The sequence below is a fragment of the Duganella fentianensis genome, assembly GCF_964031615.1.
Lineage (GTDB): Bacteria > Pseudomonadota > Gammaproteobacteria > Burkholderiales > Burkholderiaceae_D > Rugamonas > Rugamonas fentianensis_A.
The window spans coordinates 64,229-82,951 of the sequence record NZ_CAXIQN010000021.1 but is presented as its reverse complement, the minus strand read 5'-3'; the positions used below and the strand labels follow the sequence as shown (position 1 = coordinate 82,951).

Genomic DNA, 18,723 nt, shown 5'->3' with positions numbered 1-18,723 from the left:
GCTGCCAGCCGATAAAGAAATGGTTATGCCAGGCGACAACGTGTCGATCACCGTTAAGCTGATCAACCCGATCGCTATGGAAGAAGGTCTGCGCTTCGCAATCCGCGAAGGTGGCCGTACCGTTGGCGCCGGCGTGGTTGCCAAGATCATCGGCTAAGGATAGGCCGCACTACCACCGGAGCATATCCGGTGGTATAATCGATATCCTTTAAAGTTTTACGTAGGGACGTAGCTCAATTGGCAGAGCGTCGGTCTCCAAAACCGAAGGTTGGGGGTTCGATGCCCTCCGTCCCTGCCACCGAATTCTGGTGCAGGGCACCGAAAGTAAAATTACATGTCAAATCAATCCGTGCAGACTGTTAGCACGTCGAATGACAAGATCAAGGTTGCACTGGCGATAGTCGCTGCAATCGCAGGTGTAGTCGGGTTTTATTACCTGGCAGACAAACCAGCTCTGGCACGCGCAGGTGTGCTTGTAGCTGGTTTGGCTATTGCGGCTGTGATCTTGTGGACCTCGACGACTGGCCGTGAATTCCTGAATTTCGCTAAAGAATCCGTTCGCGAAACGAAAAAAGTTGTGTGGCCTACCCGTCGCGAAGCGACCCAGATCACCGGCATCGTGTTTGCCTTCGTGCTGATTATGGCGTTGTTCCTGTGGGGCACGGATAAGACTCTCGAATTCCTGTTGTACGACGTCATTCTGGGTATACGAAAATAATGAGCGAAAATGTGCAAGATGAAGCAATGGGCGTCTCCGGTAACGGCGACGCTTCGGCGCAAGAAGCTGGCGCAGCGCGAATCAGCACGCCAGTGAGCAACAAGCGCTGGTATGTTGTACATGCGTATTCCGGCATGGAAAAAAGCGTCCAGCGTGCGCTGGCTGAGCGTGTAGAACGCGCCGGCATGCAGGACCAGTTTGGCCAGATTCTGGTGCCGACCGAAGAAGTGGTCGAAGTCCGTAATGGCCAGAAGTATGTCACCGAACGCCGCTTCTACCCTGGCTATGTGCTGGTAGAGATGGAAATGACCGACGAAACCTGGCACCTGGTGAAAAACACCAGCAAAGTGACCGGCTTCATCGGCGGCAAATCGAATAAGCCGACGCCGATTCCGGCGCGCGAAATCGACAAGATCATGCAGCAAGTGCAGGATGGCGTCGAGAAGCCACGGCCGAAAGTGCTGTTCCAGGTGGGCGAAGATGTCCGCATCAAGGACGGTCCGTTCACCGACTTCAACGGCGCTGTCGAGGAAGTCAACTACGAGAAATCGAAAGTGCGTGTCTCGGTTACCATTTTCGGTCGCGCCACTCCAGTCGAACTGGAATTCGGTCAGGTAGAAAAAGTATAAGCAGCACCGTTCGCCAGAACGGGCGACGGTGTAAAAACCTGACAAATCTGGCAAAAGAGGAGCCCCGCCCTGCAGAATGCGCATGGTGGGGCGCTACTACTCATTCCAAAGCATAGGAGCCATCATGGCAAAGAAAATCATTGGTTTTATCAAGCTGCAAGTGCCAGCTGGTAAAGCAAACCCATCCCCACCGATTGGTCCAGCACTGGGTCAGCGCGGTCTGAACATCATGGAATTCTGCAAAGCTTTCAATGCGCAGACCCAAGGTATGGAACCAGGCATGCCGATTCCTGTCGTGATCACCGCGTTCGCTGACAAGTCCTTCACCTTCGTGATGAAGACCCCACCAGCAACCTTCCTGATCAAGAAGCACTCGGGCATCACCAAAGGTTCGGCCAAGCCACATACCGACAAAGTCGGTAAGCTGACCCGCGCTCAAGCGGAAGAAATCGCTAAATTGAAAACCCCAGATCTGACCGCTGCTGACATGGATGCTGCTGTACGCACCATCGCTGGCTCGGCTCGTTCGATGGGCATCACGGTGGAAGGTCTGTAATCATGGCAAAACTGTCCAAACGCGCTCAAGCTATCAAAGCCAAAGTTGATGGCACCAAATCGTACTCGTTCGACAACGGCGTTGCTCTGATCAAAGAACTGGCTACCGCCAAGTTCAACGAATCGATCGACGTGTCGGTACAACTGGGTGTTGATCCTAAGAAATCGGACCAGGTAGTGCGTGGTTCCGTCGTGCTGCCAGCTGGCACCGGCAAAACCGTTCGCGTTGCTGTGTTCGCTTCGGGCGACAAAGCTGAGCAAGCTAAAGCTGCTGGCGCTGACGTCGTTGGTATGGAAGACCTGGCTGAGCGCGTCAAAGCCGGCGACATGCCTTTCGACATCGTTATCGCTTCGCCAGACACCATGCGTATCGTTGGTACCCTGGGTCAGATCCTGGGCCCACGTGGTCTGATGCCTAACCCGAAAGTTGGCACCGTGACCCCTGACGTGGCAACCGCTGTGAAGAACGCCAAAGCTGGTCAGGTACAGTACCGTACCGACAAAGCCGGTATCATCCACGCGACCATCGGCCGTAAATCGTTCAGCGACGCAGACCTGAAGAGCAATCTGCTGGCTCTGATCGACGCACTGAACAAAGCTAAACCAGCATCGAGCAAAGGTGTATACCTGCGCAAGGTATCGCTGTCGTCCACCATGGGCGCAGGCGTACGTCTGGATCAAGCTACTCTGGTAGCTTAAGTTACAAAATTAAGTCCTCCGGTCGCCGTCGCGCGGCAGGGGGCAGTTCTTTGGGCTGGTGCTGCTGTCAAGCAGCATCAGGCAATCAAAGACCGCTGGGCTGGATGCATCAGGTAGGTATCCGGTTAATTGAGTTTCACCCAGCGCAGATGGTGTACCCGATCAAGTTTCGTAGTCCATAGGACTCCTAAACCTCGGACGCCGTTGTTCGAACCGATGGCAGGATTTCCCGCCATCATTTAAGGAGGTTGACCGTGGGTCTCAATCTGAATGACAAAAAGGCCGTTGTTGCCGAAGTTTCCGCAAAAGTAGCAACTGCGCAAACTATCGTCGTGGCCGAATATCGTGGCATCCAGGTTGCTCACTTGACGCAACTTCGTGCTAAAGCGCGCGCACAAGGCGTGTACCTGCGAGTGTTGAAAAACACCCTCGCTCGTCGCTCCGTCGAAGGCACGCAATTCGCCCCTCTGGCCGACAGCATGACCGGTCCGCTGATCTACTCGATCTCGGATGACGCCGTTGCAGCAGCTAAAGTCGTCGCTGACTTTGCTAAAACCAACGACAAACTGGTTATCACGGCTGGTAACTACGCAGGTAAACAGCTGGATAAAGCTGCTGTTGTCGCGTTGGCGAGCATTCCTTCCCGTGAAGTTCTCATTTCGCAGCTGTTGGGCGTTATGCTGGCTCCGGTGTCGGGCTTTGCACGTGGTCTGGCTGCTCTGGCAGCGAAAAAATCCGAAGGCGCTCCTGCTGTTGCAGCAGAAGAAGCCCCAGCAGCGTAATTCATTACGCGCTGGCAGCGTGAGTGCTGCCGGGTTTTTTTCTCAAGTAGCTATCTGATGTATTAACGAATCAAAAAATTATTGGAGTTTCAAATGGCAATTAGCAAAGACGACATCCTGAACGCAGTGAGCGAAATGTCCGTAATGGACCTGAACGAACTGGTTAAAGCTTTCGAAGAAAAATTCGGCGTTTCGGCCGCAGCAATGGCAGCTCCTGCAGCTGGCGGCGCAGCTGCTGGTGGCGCTGCTGCTGAAGAGCAAACCGAGTTCAACCTGGTTCTGAGCGAAGTTGGCGCAAACAAAGTTGGCGTAATTAAAGCAGTTCGCGAAATCACCGGTCTGGGCCTGAAAGAAGCTAAAGATCTGGTTGACGGCGCACCGAAGACCGTTAAAGAAGCTCTGTCGAAAGCTGACGCTGAAGCCGCTAAGAAAAAGCTGGAAGAAGCTGGCGCCAAGGCCGATCTGAAGTAATCAAGTTGTACGGCGGCCGGCAGGGCGCTGGAGTATCATACTCTGGTAAACTGACTGGCCCCACCGAGCCAAAGTTGCGGATATCCTTCCGAAAGGGGGAATATCCGGCTTTGGCTCCTTTGTCGTCCTCGTCGTATTTGTAGCGTCGGTTTCGCGCTACAGTGGTACGCAGTTTATTGAAATCAGCTGGAAATGGTAGAAGTTTCAGGTTTCGTCTGTGTGACATGCAGCCGAACACCTTGTTGAACTAGGGCTATCGGCACTGGTGACACAGGCAAAACCTGAATTTTTTATCCTTTCTGTCACTCACGGAGTGTCCATGCACTACTCATTTACTGAGAAGAAACGCATTCGCAAATCATTCGCGAAGCGCGCCAACGTTCACCACGTTCCGTTCCTGCTGGCTACCCAGCTCGAGTCCTACCATAGTTTCTTGCAAGAAGACGTAGCACCGTCGACCCGCAAGAACGACGGCCTGCAGTCGGCCTTTACCTCGATTTTCCCTATCGTTTCGCACAATGGCTTTGCGCGTCTCGAATTCCTGTCGTACGTTCTGGGCGATCCTGCCTTTGACGTCAAGGAATGCCAACTGCGTGGTCTGACGTTCGCGTCGCCGCTGCGCGCCAAGGTACGTCTGGTGATCCTGGACAAGGAATCGCCGACCAAGCCAGTCGTCAAAGAAATGAAGGAACAGGAAGTCTACATGGGCGAACTGCCCCTGATGACCAGCACCGGTTCGTTCGTGATCAATGGTACTGAGCGCGTAATCGTTTCTCAGCTGCATCGCTCGCCTGGTGTGTTCTTCGAACACGACCGCGGCAAGACCCACTCCTCCGGCAAACTGCTGTTCTCGGCCCGTATCATCCCTTACCGTGGTTCGTGGCTGGACTTCGAGTTCGATCCGAAAGACATCCTGTTCTTCCGCGTCGACCGTCGTCGTAAGATGCCTGTGACGATCCTGCTGAAAGCGATCGGTATGTCGCACGAGCAGATTCTGGCTAACTTCTTCGTGTTCGATAATTTCAACCTGCGTTCCGAAGGCGCAGAGATGGAATTCGTCGCCGAGCGCCTGCGTGGCGAAGTAGCCCGTTTCGACATCGTCAACAAAGAAGGCAAAACGCTGGTCCTGAAAGACAAGCGTATCAATGCCAAGCATGTGCGCGACATCGAAGCTAACGGCATCAAGTTCATCTCGGTACCAGAAGACTACCTGCTGGGCCGCGTACTGGCGAAAAACATCGTTGATCCGGAAACCGGTGAAGTGGTGGCCAGCGCCAATGACGAGCTGACCGAAGACGTACTGGCCCGCCTGCGCGAAGCCAACATCACTGAAATCCAGACCCTGTACACCAACGATCTGGATCAGGGCGCCTACATCTCGCAAACCCTGCGTATCGACGACACCGCTGACCAGATGGCAGCGCGCGTAGCGATCTACCGCATGATGCGTCCTGGCGAACCGCCAACGGAAGATTCGGTAGAAGCCCTGTTCAACGGCCTGTTCTACAGCGCCGACCGTTACGACCTGTCCGCCGTGGGCCGCATGAAGTTCAACCGCCGTATCGGCCGTGATGAACTGACCGGTGCCATGACGCTGTCGAACGAAGACGTGCTGGCCGTGATCAAGATCCTCGTTGAGCTGCGCAATGGCCGCGGCGAAGTGGACGATATCGATCACCTGGGTAACCGTCGTGTACGTTGCGTGGGCGAACTGGCCGAGAACCAGTTCCGCGCCGGTCTGGTACGCGTTGAGCGCGCCGTGAAAGAGCGTCTGGGTCAGGCTGAAGCCGACAACCTGATGCCGCACGACCTGATCAACTCGAAACCGATCTCCGCTGCTATCCGCGAATTCTTCGGCTCCTCGCAGCTGTCGCAGTTCATGGACCAGACCAACCCGCTGTCGGAAATCACCCACAAGCGCCGTGTTTCCGCTCTGGGCCCTGGCGGTCTGACGCGCGAACGCGCCGGCTTCGAGGTGCGCGACGTGCACCCGACCCACTACGGCCGTGTGTGCCCGATCGAAACGCCTGAAGGTCCGAACATCGGTCTGATCAACTCGCTGGCACTGTATGCCCGCCTGAACGAATACGGCTTCCTGGAAACCCCGTACCGTAAAGTGATCGACTCCAAGATTACCGACCAGATCGATTATCTGTCGGCCATCGAAGAAGGCCGCTACATCATCGCGCAGGCGAATGCCTCGATCAACGATGACGGCATCCTGTGCGACGAGCTGGTCTCCGCACGTGAAGCCGGCGAAACCATTCTGGTTTCCCCAGAGCGCATCCAGTACATGGACGTGGCGCCTGGCCAGATCGTTTCCGTGGCAGCTTCGCTGATTCCGTTCCTTGAACACGATGACGCGAACCGTGCACTGATGGGCGCCAACATGCAACGTCAGGCTGTACCTTGCTTGCGTCCTGAAAAGGCGCTGGTCGGTACCGGTATCGAACGTACTGTGGCAGTCGACTCGGGTACCACCGTACAAGCCGTCCGTGGCGGTATCGTGGACTACATCGATGCAGGCCGTGTGGTGATCCGCGTCAACGACGACGAAGCGCAAGCTGGCGAAGTCGGTGTGGACATCTACAACCTGATCAAGTACACCCGTTCCAACCAGAACACCAACATCAACCAGCGTCCTATCGTCAAGCGCGGTGACCGTGTGGCGAAAGGCGACGTGATCGCCGACGGCGCATCGACCGACCTGGGCGAACTGGCTCTGGGCCAGAACATGACCGTGGCCTTCATGCCATGGAATGGTCTGAACTTCGAAGATTCGATCCTGATCTCGGAAAACGTGGTGAAAGACGACCGCTACACTTCGATCCACATCGAAGAGCTGTCCGTGGTAGCCCGTGACACCAAGCTGGGCGCGGAAGAAATCACCCGCGATATCTCGAATCTGGCGGAAAACCAGCTGGCTCGTCTGGACGAGTCCGGTATCGTCTACATCGGTGCGGAAGTACAGGCTGGCGACACGCTGGTCGGTAAAGTGACGCCGAAAGGTGAAACCCAGCTGACGCCGGAAGAAAAACTGCTGCGCGCCATCTTCGGTGAAAAAGCTTCGGACGTGAAAGACACCTCGCTGCGCGTGCCTTCGGGCATGGTCGGTACCGTGATCGACGTGCAAGTGTTCACCCGCGAAGGCATCGTGCGCGACAAACGCGCCCAGCAGATCATCGACGATGAACTGAAACGCTTCCGTCTGGACCTGAACGACCAGATGCGTATTGTGGAAGGCGATGCCTTCCAGCGTCTGGAAAAAATGCTGATCGGCCAAGTGGTCAACGGCGGTCCGAAGAAGCTGGCCAAAGGCGCCAAGATCACCAAGGAATACCTGGATGATCTGGATAAATATCACTGGTTCGACATCCGTCCGGCCGATGATACCGCTGCTACCGCTCTGGAAGCGATCAAGGAATCGATCAACGAGAAGCGTCACCAGTTCGATCTGGCCTTCGAAGAGAAGCGCAAGAAACTCACCCAGGGCGATGAACTGCAACCTGGCGTGCAGAAGATGGTGAAAGTCTACCTGGCCGTGAAACGTCGTCTGCAGTCGGGCGACAAGATGGCAGGTCGTCACGGTAACAAGGGTGTGGTTTCCCGTATCGTGCCAGTGGAAGACATGCCATACATGGCGGACGGTACGCCGGCCGACGTGGTACTGAACCCGCTGGGTGTGCCTTCGCGTATGAACGTGGGTCAGATTCTCGAGACCCACCTGGGCTGGGCTGCTAAGGGTCTGGGTATCCGTATCGGCGAGATGCTGCAGCAGCAGATCAAAGTCGAAGAGATGCGCAAGTTCCTCGCTACCGTCTACAACGAGAATGGCCGTCCGGAAGATCTGGACCAGTTCGACGACGAAGAGATCATGAAGCTGGCCAACAACCTGAAAAAAGGTGTGCCATTTGCGACGCCGGTGTTCGACGGTGCGCATGAGTCGGAAATCCGCCGCATGCTGGATCTGGCCTACCCTGACGAGATCGCGACCAAGCTGGGCATGACCCCGTCGAAGAATCAGGTCACCATGTATGACGGCCGTACCGGTGAAGCCTTCGAGCGTAAAGTGACCGTTGGTGTGATGCACATGCTGAAACTGCATCACCTGGTAGACGACAAGATGCACGCCCGTTCGACCGGTCCATACTCGCTGGTAACGCAGCAGCCTCTGGGCGGTAAAGCCCAGTTCGGTGGCCAGCGCTTCGGTGAGATGGAGGTGTGGGCACTGGAAGCTTACGGTGCCTCGTACGTGCTGCAAGAAATGCTGACCGTGAAGTCCGATGACGTGAACGGCCGTACCAAAGTGTACGAAAACCTGGTCAAAGGTGACCACGTGATCGACGCTGGTATGCCGGAATCGTTCAACGTGCTGGTGAAAGAGATCCGTTCCCTGGGTATCGATATCGACCTGGAACGCAACTAAGGCGCAAGCCCTGTTCACAAGTGCGTGTCCCGCCGGCCTGTCGCCGGCGGGACAGTTTAAAGAATTCATCACTACCTGGAGTGATACATGAAAGCCCTGCTCGATCTATTCAAGCAAGTACAGACGAACGAGACCTTTGACGCGATCAAAATCGGTCTCGCTTCGCCTGAAAAAATCCGTTCGTGGTCCTACGGCGAAGTTAAAAAGCCGGAAACCATCAACTACCGTACCTTCAAGCCTGAGCGCGACGGTCTGTTCTGCGCCAAAATCTTTGGCCCGATCAAGGATTACGAGTGCCTGTGCGGTAAATACAAGCGTCTGAAACATCGCGGTGTCATCTGCGAAAAATGCGGCGTGGAAGTCACGCTGGCCAAAGTGCGTCGTGAGCGCATGGGCCACATTGAACTGGCTTCGCCTACCGCCCACATCTGGTTCCTGAAGTCGCTGCCATCGCGCCTCGGTATGGTGCTGGACATGACCCTGCGCGATATCGAACGCGTACTGTACTTCGAAGCATATGTTGTGACCGACCCAGGCATGACCCCGCTGAAGAAGTGCCAGATCATGTCGGAAGACGATTACGCCGCCAAGTACGAAGAGTACGGCGACGACTTCACCGCCTTCATGGGCGCGGAAGGTATCCGTGAACTGCTGCGCTCGATCGACATCCACCGCGATGCCGAAACCCTGCGCGTGGAACTGAAGGAATCGAAGTCCGAAGCCAAGATCAAGAAATACGCCAAGCGTCTGAAAGTGCTGGAAGCGTTCCAGCGTTCGGGCATCAAGCCTGAGTGGATGATCATGGAAGTGCTGCCGGTGCTGCCACCGGAACTGCGTCCACTGGTACCACTGGATGGCGGCCGTTTCGCGACCTCGGATCTGAACGATCTGTATCGCCGCGTGATCAACCGTAACAACCGTCTGAAACGCCTGATGGAGCTGCGCGCTCCAGAGATCATCACGCGTAACGAAAAGCGTATGCTGCAAGAAGCAGTGGACTCGCTGCTGGATAACGGCCGTCGTGGTAAAGCCATGACCGGCGCTAACAAGCGTCCGCTGAAATCGCTGGCTGAAATGATCAAAGGTAAGGGCGGCCGCTTCCGTCAGAACTTGCTGGGTAAGCGCGTCGACTACTCGGGCCGTTCCGTGATCGTGGTGGGTCCACAGCTGAAACTGCACCAGTGCGGTCTGCCTAAGTTGATGGCGCTGGAACTGTTCAAGCCATTCATCTTCAACAAACTGGAACTGATGGGTCTGGCTACGACCATCAAGGCTGCCAAGAAACTGGTAGAGATTCAAGAGCCAGTGGTGTGGGATATTCTGGAAGACGTGATCCGCGAACATCCGATCATGCTGAACCGTGCACCTACGCTGCACCGTCTCGGTATTCAGGCCTTCGAGCCTGTGCTGATCGAAGGTAAAGCAATCCAGCTGCACCCGCTGGTCTGCGCCGCATTCAATGCGGACTTCGACGGTGACCAGATGGCAGTTCACGTACCACTGTCGATCGAAGCACAGATGGAAGCCCGCACCCTGATGCTGGCTTCGAACAACATTCTGTTCCCGTCGAACGGCGAACCATCCATCGTTCCTTCGCAGGATATCGTGCTGGGTCTGTACTACGCGACCCGCGAAGCGATCAATGCGAAAAACGAAGGTATGCTGTTCCCTGACGTGTCGGAAGTTATCCGTGCCTACGACAACAAACAGGTAGAACTGACCACCCGTATTACCGTACGTATCGTGGAACATCCGAAAGATCCGGCTACCGGCGAATTCGTGCGTACCGTGACCCGTTACGAAACCACGGTGGGTCGCGCCATCCTGTCGGAAATTCTGCCTAAGGGCCTGCCGTTCAGCGTACTGAACCGCGCTCTGAAGAAGAAAGAAATTTCGAAACTGATCAACACCTCCTTCCGTAAGTGCGGTCTGCGCGCGACGGTCGTATTTGCTGACCAGCTGATGCAGTCGGGCTTCCGTCTGGCAACCCGCGCCGGTATTTCGATCTGCGTGGACGACATGCTGGTACCGCCACAAAAAGTCACCCTGATTTCGACCGCCGAGTCGGAAGTCAAACAGATCGAGCAGCAGTACGCTTCGGGTCTGGTGACCGCTGGCGAACGTTACAACAAGGTAGTGGACATCTGGGGCAAGACCTCCGACGAAGTCGGCAAGGCCATGATGGACCAGCTGAAGGTAGAAGACGTCATCAAGCGCGACGGCACCAAGTCGACGCAGGAATCGTTCAACGCGATTTACATGATGGCCGACTCGGGCGCCCGTGGTTCGGCAGCCCAGATCCGTCAGCTGGCCGGTATGCGTGGTCTGATGGCGAAACCGGACGGTTCGATTATCGAAACCCCGATTACCGCGAACTTCCGCGAAGGTCTGAACGTTCTGCAGTACTTCATTTCGACCCACGGTGCGCGTAAAGGTCTGGCCGATACGGCGCTGAAAACCGCGAACTCCGGTTACCTGACCCGTCGTCTGGTCGACGTGACCCAGGATCTGGTGGTGATCGAGGACGATTGCGGCACCTCCAACGGTACCGTGATGAAGGCACTGGTTGAAGGCGGTGAAGTCATCGAAGCACTGCGCGACCGTATTCTGGGCCGCGTGGCTGGTACCGACGTGATCAACCCTGAAACCCAGGCTACCCTGTACGAAGCCGGCACGCTGCTGGACGAAGACATGGTCGAAGAGATCGAACGTCTGGGCATCGACGAAGTTAAAGTGCGTACCCCGCTGACTTGCGACACCCGCTACGGCCTGTGCGCCAAGTGCTACGGTCGCGATCTGGGCCGCGGTCTGCTGGTCAACGCTGGCGAAGCCGTCGGTGTGGTGGCAGCGCAGTCGATCGGTGAACCGGGTACCCAGCTGACCATGCGTACCTTCCACATCGGTGGTGCGGCATCGCGTGCAGCAGTGGCCTCGTCGGTGGAAGCCAAGTCGAACGGTACTATCCGCTTCACTTCGACCATGCGTTACGTCACCAATGGCAAAGGCGCTCAGATCGTCATTTCGCGTTCGGGCGAAGTGCTGATTACGGATGACCACGGCCGTGAACGTGAGCGTCACAAAGTACCATACGGCGCGACCCTGATCGTCAAAGACGGCATGGTCATCAAAGCCGGTACCGCGCTGGCAACCTGGGATCCGCTGACCCGTCCTATCATTACCGAATACGCCGGTACCGTGCGTTTCGAGAATGTGGAAGAAGGCGTCACCGTTGCCCGTCAGGTGGACGAAGTAACCGGTCTGGCTACCCTGGTGGTAATCGACGCGAAACGTCGCGGTTCGCTGACCAAGACCATGCGTCCGCAGGTAAAACTGCTGAACGACGATGGCCACGAAGTGAAGATCGCCGGCACCGAACACGCAGTGTCGATCGGCTTCCAAGTGGGCGCGCTGATCATGGTGAAAGACGGTCAGCAAGTATCGGTGGGTGAAGTGCTGGCACGTATCCCGACCGAATCGCAGAAGACCCGAGACATTACCGGTGGTCTGCCACGCGTAGCCGAACTGTTCGAAGCACGCTCGCCGAAAGATGCGGGTATGCTGGCGGAAGTTACCGGTACTGTGGCCTTCGGTAAAGAAACCAAAGGTAAGCAGCGTCTGGAAATCACCGACATGGACGGCAACAAGCACGAGTTCCTGATTACCAAGGACAAGCAAGTGCTGGTGCACGACGGCCAGGTGGTGAACAAGGGCGAGATGATCGTGGACGGCCCGGCCGATCCGCAAGACATCCTGCGTCTGCTGGGTATCGAAGCACTGGCCCGCTACATCGTGGACGAAGTGCAGGACGTGTACCGTCTGCAGGGCGTGAAGATTAACGACAAGCACATCGAAGTGATCGTACGTCAGATGCTGCGTCGTGTTCAGATCGTCAATGCTGGCGACACCGACTACATCGTCGGCGAGCAGGTTGAGCGTTCCGAACTGCTGGAAGAGAATGATCGCGTCACCAAAGATGGCAAGCTGCCAGCAACCTACGAAAACGTACTGCTGGGTATTACCAAAGCATCGCTGTCGACCGACTCCTTCATCTCGGCCGCATCGTTCCAGGAAACCACCCGCGTGCTGACCGAAGCTGCCATCATGGGCAAACGCGACGGTCTGCGTGGTCTGAAAGAGAACGTCATCGTGGGTCGTCTGATCCCTGGCGGTACCGGTCTGGCCTTCCACCGCGCTCGCAAAGAGAAAGAGCAGTGGGAAGTCGAAGAGCGTCAAGCTCTGCTGGCCGCCGAGAAAGCAGCCATGGCTGCTAGCAGCGAAGCAGACGTCAGCGAAGTCGTCAGCCCGCAAGACGGCGAAGCGTAATCCTCGCGACCAAATGAAAACGGCACCCTCGGGTGCCGTTTTTTTTTACCCTGGGGTCAGGTCGGGCAAGATGCAGGTGTCAGGTCGGGCAAAGTGCAGTTTTTGAGAAAACGCAAAGGACGCACCAACGCCCGACCTGACCCCTGCACTTTGCCCGACCTGACCCCGGGTGGTTGGACCCCGGGTGGGTTATTGCTGGCTGGCGATCCAGCGGTCCACTTTGGCTTCGAGCAGGGCCAGTGGCAGCGTGCCATCACCGAGCACGACGGCGTGGAAGGCTGGCAGGCTGAACTTGCTGCCGAGCGCCTTGGCGGCGCGCTCGCGCAGCGCGACGATCTTCAGCGAACCGATCTTGTAGCCCAGTGCCTGTGCCGGCCATGCCATGTAACGCTCCGTTTCCGTCTTGGCCGTCACGTCATAGCCCAGCGTGTCGTGCATATAGGCGATGCTCTGCTCGCGCGTCCAGCCTTTGGCGTGCATGCCCGTATCAACTACCAGACGGGTGGCGCGCAGCAGTTCGTCGTTGAGGTGGCCGAAGTACTGGGCCGGATCTTCGAACAGGCCCATTTCCTTGCCCAGCGTTTCGGCATACAGCGCCCAGCCTTCCGTGAAGGCGTTGTTGCCGCCGAATTTGCGGAAATTCGGCAGGTTGAGTTCCTGATTGAGCGCGATATGGAAGTGGTGGCCCGGTTTGCCTTCGTGCAGGAACAGCGTGGTCATGCCCGTGCTGCCGTATTTGGTCGGGTCGTTCACGACCGACCAGAACACGCCCGGACGCGAACCGTCGCCGGCTGGCGGCGTGTAGTGGTCGGACGCCGTGGCGCGGCTCAGTTCAGGCTCCAGACGCAGATCGAGCGGCGCTTTCGGCAGCAGCGTGAACATCTGCGGCAGCTTGGCGTCGAGCACGTCCTTGAGCTTGTGATACACGGCCTGCACTTCGTCTTCCGTCTTGAACGGGTAGAACTTGGGCTGGGCCGCGACCCACACCGGCAGACCCGCTGCCGGACCGTCATAGCCGAGTTGCGGGCCGAGTACGGCGAACTGCGCCTGTATGCGCGCCACTTCCTTTAGACCGATGGCGTGGATTTCTTCCGGCTTCAGGCTGGTGGTGGTGGCATTGGCAATGCGCGCCTGATACCACGCCGCGCCGTTCGGCAGCGCGCCCAGACCCGTGCTGGTGCGGCAGGCTGGCAGATAGTCTTTTTCCACAAACGTGGCCAGTCGCTGCAGCGCTGGCAGGATGCGCTCGCCCACGGCTTTGCGGTAGGCGACCGTCAGGCGTTGCTGGTCGGCGGCGCTGAAGCTGGCCGGTATTTTCTTGATGGGGGTGTAGAAGATATTGCTTTCCGCCGTAGCGCTGATGAGCTGCTGGAACTGGGGCAGGGCCGACACCATCAGCGCTTTCGGCTGGGTCACGCCGCTGAGCATGCCTACGCGCATATTGGCGATGGCCTGATCGATCCATGCCGGCAGCTGGCTGATACGGTGCAGATAGGCTTCGTATTGCTTGACCGTGCCGAGTGGCTGCGAGCCTTCGCCACCCGCATAGTTGGCCAGCGTAACGGGCACGCTATCCATCTGGGTAATCGGCAGCAGGTGTTCGGGGAACGGCTCCATGGCCAGCAGGCCTTGCAGCTCATAGGCGAGGATGTCGTAGCTGACGCGGTCGGTGTGGTTCAGGCGCGCGCGCGGAATCTGTTGCAGGCGCTGGCTGAACTGGCGGTACAGCTTGAACTGGCGCGCACGCTGGGCCGGTGCAATGCTCAGACCGAGCTGGTCGTCGAAGCGGCTGTCGCCATTCTCGGTGGCGTTGAGCGGCTCGTAGCGGGCGTTGGCATCGTAGTACTGGTCGGCCAGCTTGAGCAGGGCGCGCTGGGTGGCGACGTCGCTGGTGGCCGGTACGGCAGCATCCGCTGCAGCAGCGGCAGGCTGGGTGGCCGCGTAGCTCAGCGAGGCAGTTAAGGCTAAGGGCGCGGATAGCGCCAGTGCAATAGCGGTAGCCAGTACAGCGCGGGTAGGGCGGAATGGGCTCATGGGTCTCCTTGGTGTGGGGCGTTAAGCGGAACGCCGGTTAGGATAAGCCATCCGCGCCGGTGGCGCGAGGGTTTGTTGCTAGCCGGCTCAGTCGGCCACGCGGCGCCCCGTCTGTCGCCTAGGCCACCGCTTCGGCCAGCCGCCGCTCGTACAGGGCCGCGATCAGGTCGGATTGCGCCACCATGCCGGCGAAACGCTGTTCGTGATCGATCACGGGAATGTGGTGCAGGCCGGAATCGGCCATCAGCGGCACCAGATCGGCGATGGGCGTATCGATGTGTACGGTGGTGGCCTGCTTGCACATAATCTGTCCCACCACTTCGGCCTTTTCCGTGTGGGTGATGCCGCTCTTGCGCAGGAAGTTCTTGAGCTGGTGATCGAGGCCGTGGATGTCGTTGAGGCCGCCATATTCGAGGAAGTCGGCCAGCGTGATGATGCCGATCACGCGCTGGGCGCGGTTCAGTACGGGCAAGGCGGCCAGCCGGTGTTCGCGCATCACGCGCCACGCATCTTCCAGACAGGAGCCGAATTCGGCACTGACGATGTCGCGCGACATGATATCGCCGCAGGTCAGCATACCGAAGCGGCGCTGGTAGGCGCGCTGCTCAGTCTGCATGAACAGCGCGTGCAGGTCATCGCGGCTGATATCGAGCACCTGATTGTATTGCTTGAGTACGGCATCCAGATCGTCCGGCCGGAAGCCTAGGCGCACGGTCGGCACTTCATCCCTGGTGGCGTGCAGATTGGCGATATGGGCTTGCTGGGTGTGCGGATAGCGCCGTCCCGTCAGGTTGTTGTAGAGGATGGCCAGCAGCACCATCATGGCCGAATTGGCCAGCACGGTCAGCATGGCAAAGTGGTAGCCGGCCGCCTGCACGGCAGGGCCGCCGATCACGGTGATCAGCGCGACGGCGCCGCCGGGCGGGTGCAGGCAGCGCAGCGCGAACATGGCGGCCAGAGCCAGCGCGGCTGCCAGTGCACCCAGCAGGGCAGGGTTGAGGCTATCGCCCAGCCAGTGTACGCAGGCTACGCCTATCAGAGCGCTGATGACATTGCCGCCGATGACGGCCCATGGCTGGGCTAGCGGACTGGCCGGCAGGGCAAACAGCAGCACGGCCGTTGCACCCATGGGCGCGATCAGGCTGATGTGCAACGCGCTGGTGGCCAGCAATTGCTGGCACAGCAGGGCGCCGATAAACAGCCCTAGCAGGATGCCCGCCGCCGCACGTAGCTGTTCACGCAGATTGGTGGTGGCCGGGCCCGGTAGCCAGCGTTGCAGCAGTGCGCGCATGTTTAATCCAGTATTTGAAATGGAACAAATATTACTCCAAGCTCAGTCTGCTGTGTGCGGGGCATTTTGTCGCACTAGCCGTGCGCTACCAATTCCAATGGCAGGGCGGTGGTGAACTTAATCTGCTCCATCGAGAAGGCCGAGGAAACCCCGCTCAGCTGGGCCACTTTGATGAGTTTCTTGTAGAAGCGGTCATAGCCTTCGATATCGCTAGTCACTACCTTGAGCAAGTAGTCGATATCGCCGCTCATGCGGTGAAATTCCTGCACTTCCGGCAGAGCAATCACGGCGGCGGCGAAGCGCGCCAGCCATTTGTCGTCGTGCTGGCTGGTACGCACGCTGACAAATACGGTGACGGGCAGGCCCACTTTGCGCCGGTTGACGATGGCCACGCGGTTTTCCAGATAGCCTTCTTCTTCCAGCCGGCGGATGCGTTTCCAGCACGGCGTGGCGGACAGTCCGATGCGCTCGCTGAGCTGCGCCACCGACAGCGTGCCGTCCACCTGCAGGGCGGAGAGGATAGCGTAATCATAGCGGTCAAGTGGATTCATGCTCGAAATTCTCGAAATGTAGGATGAATATCCTATATGTTAGCCGTAGCCGGAGTATTTTAGTACATCTATTTTCGTCCTTCTGACTAAACTATATGCATTGATTAGCCTGCTACTTCGCGCCCACCATGACGACCGAAATCTACCTCGACGGCAATGCCACCTCTCCCGTGCTGCCGGCCGCCATTGCCGCTGCTACCTGTGCCATGGGCCAGCGTTACGGTAACCCCAGTAGCAGCCATGCTGCCGGCCTGAGCGCCAAAGCCATGCTCGATCAGACGCGCCAGTGCGCGCGTCGCCTGCTGGGCGTGGGCGAAGGCCGGCTGATGTTCAATAGCGGTGCCACCGAAGGCATACAGACGGCCGTGCTGTCGGCGCTGGTGGCCTTGCGCGAACGGCGCGAGCAGGGCGAAGCCATCGGCAGCCTGCTGGTGTATGGCGCGACCGAACACAAGGCGGTGCCGGAAAGTCTGGCGCACTGGAACCGTCTGCTGGGCCTGAATCTGACGCTGCACAAGCTGCCCGTGAACCAGCACGGACTGCACGATCTGGAGGCGCTGCGCGCCTGCGCCGATCAGGCAGCATTCGTCTGCACCATGGCGGCGAATAATGAAACGGGCGTGATCAGCGATATCGCCGGCATACAGGCCGTGCTCGAGCAGACCGGCTGCAAGGCTTACTGGATGGTGGACTGCGTGCAGGCGCTGGGCAAGCTGGCGCTGAATCTGGCCGAAACCCGCATCGACTATGCGCCGTTCTCCGGTCACAAGCTGTATGCGCCGAAAGGCATAGGCATGCTGTACGTGCGCGCTGATGCACCGTTCACGCCGCTGATCGTAGGTGGCGGGCAGGAAGGTGCACAGCGCTCCGGTACGGAAAACATGGCCGGCATCGTGGCGCTGGGCACCGTGCTGGCTGCGCTGGAGCGGGGCGATACCTTCCGCAGCCATGACGAGCTGGAAGGCTACCGCGCCCGTCTGGCCGATGCGTTGCGTGCAGCCTTGCCCGGTATCGTGTTCAACCATCCATTCGAAAACTCGCTGCCGACCACGCTGAATTTCTCCGTGCCGGGCTTGTCCAGCCGTGAGCTGATGGATGTGTTCGATGCGGCCCAGGTACGGGTCAGCTCGGGTAGTGCCTGCTCGGCGGCCAAGGCCGCTCCCAGCTATGTGCTGGATGCCATGCAGGTGCCGTTATGGCGCAGTGCTGGCGCGATCCGCATGTCGTTCGGTCCGCTAGCCGATGCCGCTATGATCGACGATGCCTGCCGCCGTATTGCCCGCTGTGGCGCGGCGCTGCGTACCGGCTGCCTGATTCCGTCCGAGCGTAACGGCGCGGCGCACGATGGCCTGCTGCAGATGGGCGTGGAAGGTGCGTGCAGTTGGCTGGTGCTGGATGCCGCCAGCCGTAGCTGCGTGCTGATTGATCCGCTGCCGGAACACACCCACCGCATCGAAGCGTTTGTACGCTGCCAGAACTACCGCGTGCAGGCGATTCTGAATACCGAAGCAGGACAGGAAAACGGTGCCCTGATCGAAGCACTGGGGCGCCATGCTGCTAGCCGTGTAGCGGCCGATGCCTATGGCTGGCCAGCCCTGCCCCAGCGCGTGATGCTGGCCGACGGCCAGCCGGTCGCTGCGCTGCAACTGGGGGCGCGCACGCTGGCCTGTGTGACGGATGGCGCCTGCCGCCACTATCTGCTGGGCGAGGCCGTGCAAGGCCAGTTGCCAGCGCAGGCCATACGCTTTGCCTTCAGCAGCCGCCAGTGCGCCACGGCGCTGCAGGGGCTGACGGCAGCGGCGACGCTGCTTTGCCCTAGCCGCGATGAGCACAACCAGTTCTGCGCAGGTGCAGCTGCGGTGCCGCCGGTCTGCTGCGACAGTCTGCAGCTCGATCAGGCAGGTCTGAACGCGCTGCTGGGCGAACATCCCGATGCGCAGCTGATCGATGTGCGTGAAGATTACGAATATGCTGCCAGTGCCACGGTACTGCCGGTCGCCGGCAAGGTGCAGAGTGTGCCGCTGAGCCGTCTGACCGAGCATGCCAGCGACTGGCTGGCGACTCCGGACAGCACGCTGGTGTTCATCTGCCGCAGCGGTAATCGCAGTCTGAAAGCGGCCCAGTGCCTGCGCCGGCTGGGACATGCGCACAGCTATAGCCTGACGGGCGGGCTGGCGCTGGCACAGGCTGCATAGTTTTCTTTCTTTACGTCTCCTCTTCCTTTCGGGGCCGCGCGAGCGGCCC

The 18,723-nt window shown here is 58.6% G+C and carries 12 protein-coding genes, 1 tRNA gene and 1 pseudogene; 11 read left to right on the top strand and 3 right to left on the bottom strand.

Annotated features, from left to right (window positions below; all coding sequences use genetic code 11):
* The 10 genes and pseudogenes from ABNT42_RS17110 to rpoC form a co-directional block, all read left to right on the top strand.
* Positions 1-157: pseudogene (locus ABNT42_RS17110) on the top strand (elongation factor Tu); the annotation flags it as partial.
* A 65-nt stretch (positions 158-222) separates the two neighbouring features.
* Positions 223-298 (top strand) — tRNA-Trp (locus tag ABNT42_RS17105).
* Positions 299-334: 36 nt separating this feature from the next.
* The gene (gene secE / locus ABNT42_RS17100; RefSeq protein WP_348698972.1) at positions 335-718 is read left to right on the top strand and encodes a preprotein translocase subunit SecE; all 384 of its coding nucleotides are present in this window, start codon (positions 335-337) and stop codon (positions 716-718) included.
* Complete coding sequence (gene nusG, locus ABNT42_RS17095; protein WP_155436700.1) at positions 718-1,347, top strand: transcription termination/antitermination protein NusG; 630 nt, start codon at positions 718-720, stop codon at positions 1,345-1,347. The genes secE and nusG overlap by 1 nt, the downstream gene beginning before the upstream one ends.
* 124 nt (positions 1,348-1,471) lie before the next feature.
* Complete coding sequence (gene rplK / locus ABNT42_RS17090; RefSeq protein ID WP_348698969.1) at positions 1,472-1,903, top strand: 50S ribosomal protein L11; 432 nt, start codon at positions 1,472-1,474, stop codon at positions 1,901-1,903.
* 2 nt (positions 1,904-1,905) lie between these two features.
* A complete protein-coding gene (rplA, locus tag ABNT42_RS17085) occupies positions 1,906-2,601 on the top strand; it encodes a 50S ribosomal protein L1 (protein ID WP_161040874.1) in 696 nt (231 codons plus the stop codon).
* Positions 2,602-2,855: 254 nt separating this feature from the next.
* Positions 2,856-3,383, top strand: a complete 528-nt coding sequence (gene rplJ, locus ABNT42_RS17080; RefSeq protein WP_161035989.1) for a 50S ribosomal protein L10 — start codon at positions 2,856-2,858, stop codon at positions 3,381-3,383.
* A gap of 93 nt (positions 3,384-3,476) precedes the next feature.
* Positions 3,477-3,854, top strand: coding sequence for a 50S ribosomal protein L7/L12 (gene rplL / locus ABNT42_RS17075; RefSeq protein ID WP_155436696.1), 378 nt, complete (start codon positions 3,477-3,479; stop codon positions 3,852-3,854).
* A gap of 319 nt (positions 3,855-4,173) precedes the next feature.
* Positions 4,174-8,280 carry a DNA-directed RNA polymerase subunit beta gene (gene rpoB / locus ABNT42_RS17070; protein WP_348698967.1) on the top strand — a complete coding sequence of 1,369 codons (4,107 nt, stop codon included), beginning with the start codon at positions 4,174-4,176 and terminating at the stop codon, positions 8,278-8,280.
* 87 nt (positions 8,281-8,367) lie between these two features.
* A complete protein-coding gene (rpoC, locus tag ABNT42_RS17065; RefSeq protein ID WP_348698965.1) occupies positions 8,368-12,603 on the top strand; it encodes a DNA-directed RNA polymerase subunit beta' in 4,236 nt (1,411 codons plus the stop codon).
* A 189-nt stretch (positions 12,604-12,792) separates the two neighbouring features.
* Here rpoC and ABNT42_RS17060 read toward each other — a convergent pair whose 3' ends face one another.
* From ABNT42_RS17060 to ABNT42_RS17050, 3 genes are all read right to left on the bottom strand, one after another.
* Positions 12,793-14,637: a DUF885 domain-containing protein gene (locus ABNT42_RS17060; RefSeq protein WP_348698963.1), complete on the bottom strand. Its 1,845-nt coding sequence runs from the start codon at positions 14,635-14,637 to the stop codon at positions 12,793-12,795.
* A 118-nt stretch (positions 14,638-14,755) separates the two neighbouring features.
* On the bottom strand, positions 14,756-15,928 hold the full coding sequence (locus ABNT42_RS17055; RefSeq protein ID WP_348698961.1) for an HPP family protein: 1,173 nt from the start codon (positions 15,926-15,928) through the stop codon (positions 14,756-14,758).
* A gap of 74 nt (positions 15,929-16,002) precedes the next feature.
* A complete protein-coding gene (locus tag ABNT42_RS17050; RefSeq protein WP_155436691.1) occupies positions 16,003-16,479 on the bottom strand; it encodes an Lrp/AsnC family transcriptional regulator in 477 nt (158 codons plus the stop codon).
* A gap of 128 nt (positions 16,480-16,607) precedes the next feature.
* Here ABNT42_RS17050 and ABNT42_RS17045 point away from each other — a divergent pair, with 128 nt between their 5' ends.
* Positions 16,608-18,674, top strand: a complete 2,067-nt coding sequence (locus tag ABNT42_RS17045; protein ID WP_348698958.1) for an aminotransferase class V-fold PLP-dependent enzyme — start codon at positions 16,608-16,610, stop codon at positions 18,672-18,674.
* Positions 18,675-18,723 lie beyond the last annotated feature (49 nt).

Bases quoted from the DNA above. Each gene is read 5' to 3' on its own strand.
- rpoB (WP_348698967.1), top strand. From the start codon at position 4,174: ATGCACTACTCATTTACTGAGAAGAAACGCATTCGCAAATCATTCGCG.
- ABNT42_RS17045 (WP_348698958.1), top strand. From the start codon at position 16,608: ATGACGACCGAAATCTACCTCGACGGCAATGCCACCTCTCCCGTGCTG.
- secE (WP_348698972.1), top strand. From the start codon at position 335: ATGTCAAATCAATCCGTGCAGACTGTTAGCACGTCGAATGACAAGATC.
- ABNT42_RS17060 (WP_348698963.1), bottom strand. From the start codon at position 14,637: ATGAGCCCATTCCGCCCTACCCGCGCTGTACTGGCTACCGCTATTGCA.
- rplA (WP_161040874.1), top strand. From the start codon at position 1,906: ATGGCAAAACTGTCCAAACGCGCTCAAGCTATCAAAGCCAAAGTTGAT.
- rplK (WP_348698969.1), top strand. From the start codon at position 1,472: ATGGCAAAGAAAATCATTGGTTTTATCAAGCTGCAAGTGCCAGCTGGT.
- ABNT42_RS17050 (WP_155436691.1), bottom strand. From the start codon at position 16,479: ATGAATCCACTTGACCGCTATGATTACGCTATCCTCTCCGCCCTGCAG.
- rplL (WP_155436696.1), top strand. From the start codon at position 3,477: ATGGCAATTAGCAAAGACGACATCCTGAACGCAGTGAGCGAAATGTCC.
- nusG (WP_155436700.1), top strand. From the start codon at position 718: ATGAGCGAAAATGTGCAAGATGAAGCAATGGGCGTCTCCGGTAACGGC.
- ABNT42_RS17055 (WP_348698961.1), bottom strand. From the start codon at position 15,928: ATGCGCGCACTGCTGCAACGCTGGCTACCGGGCCCGGCCACCACCAAT.
- rpoC (WP_348698965.1), top strand. From the start codon at position 8,368: ATGAAAGCCCTGCTCGATCTATTCAAGCAAGTACAGACGAACGAGACC.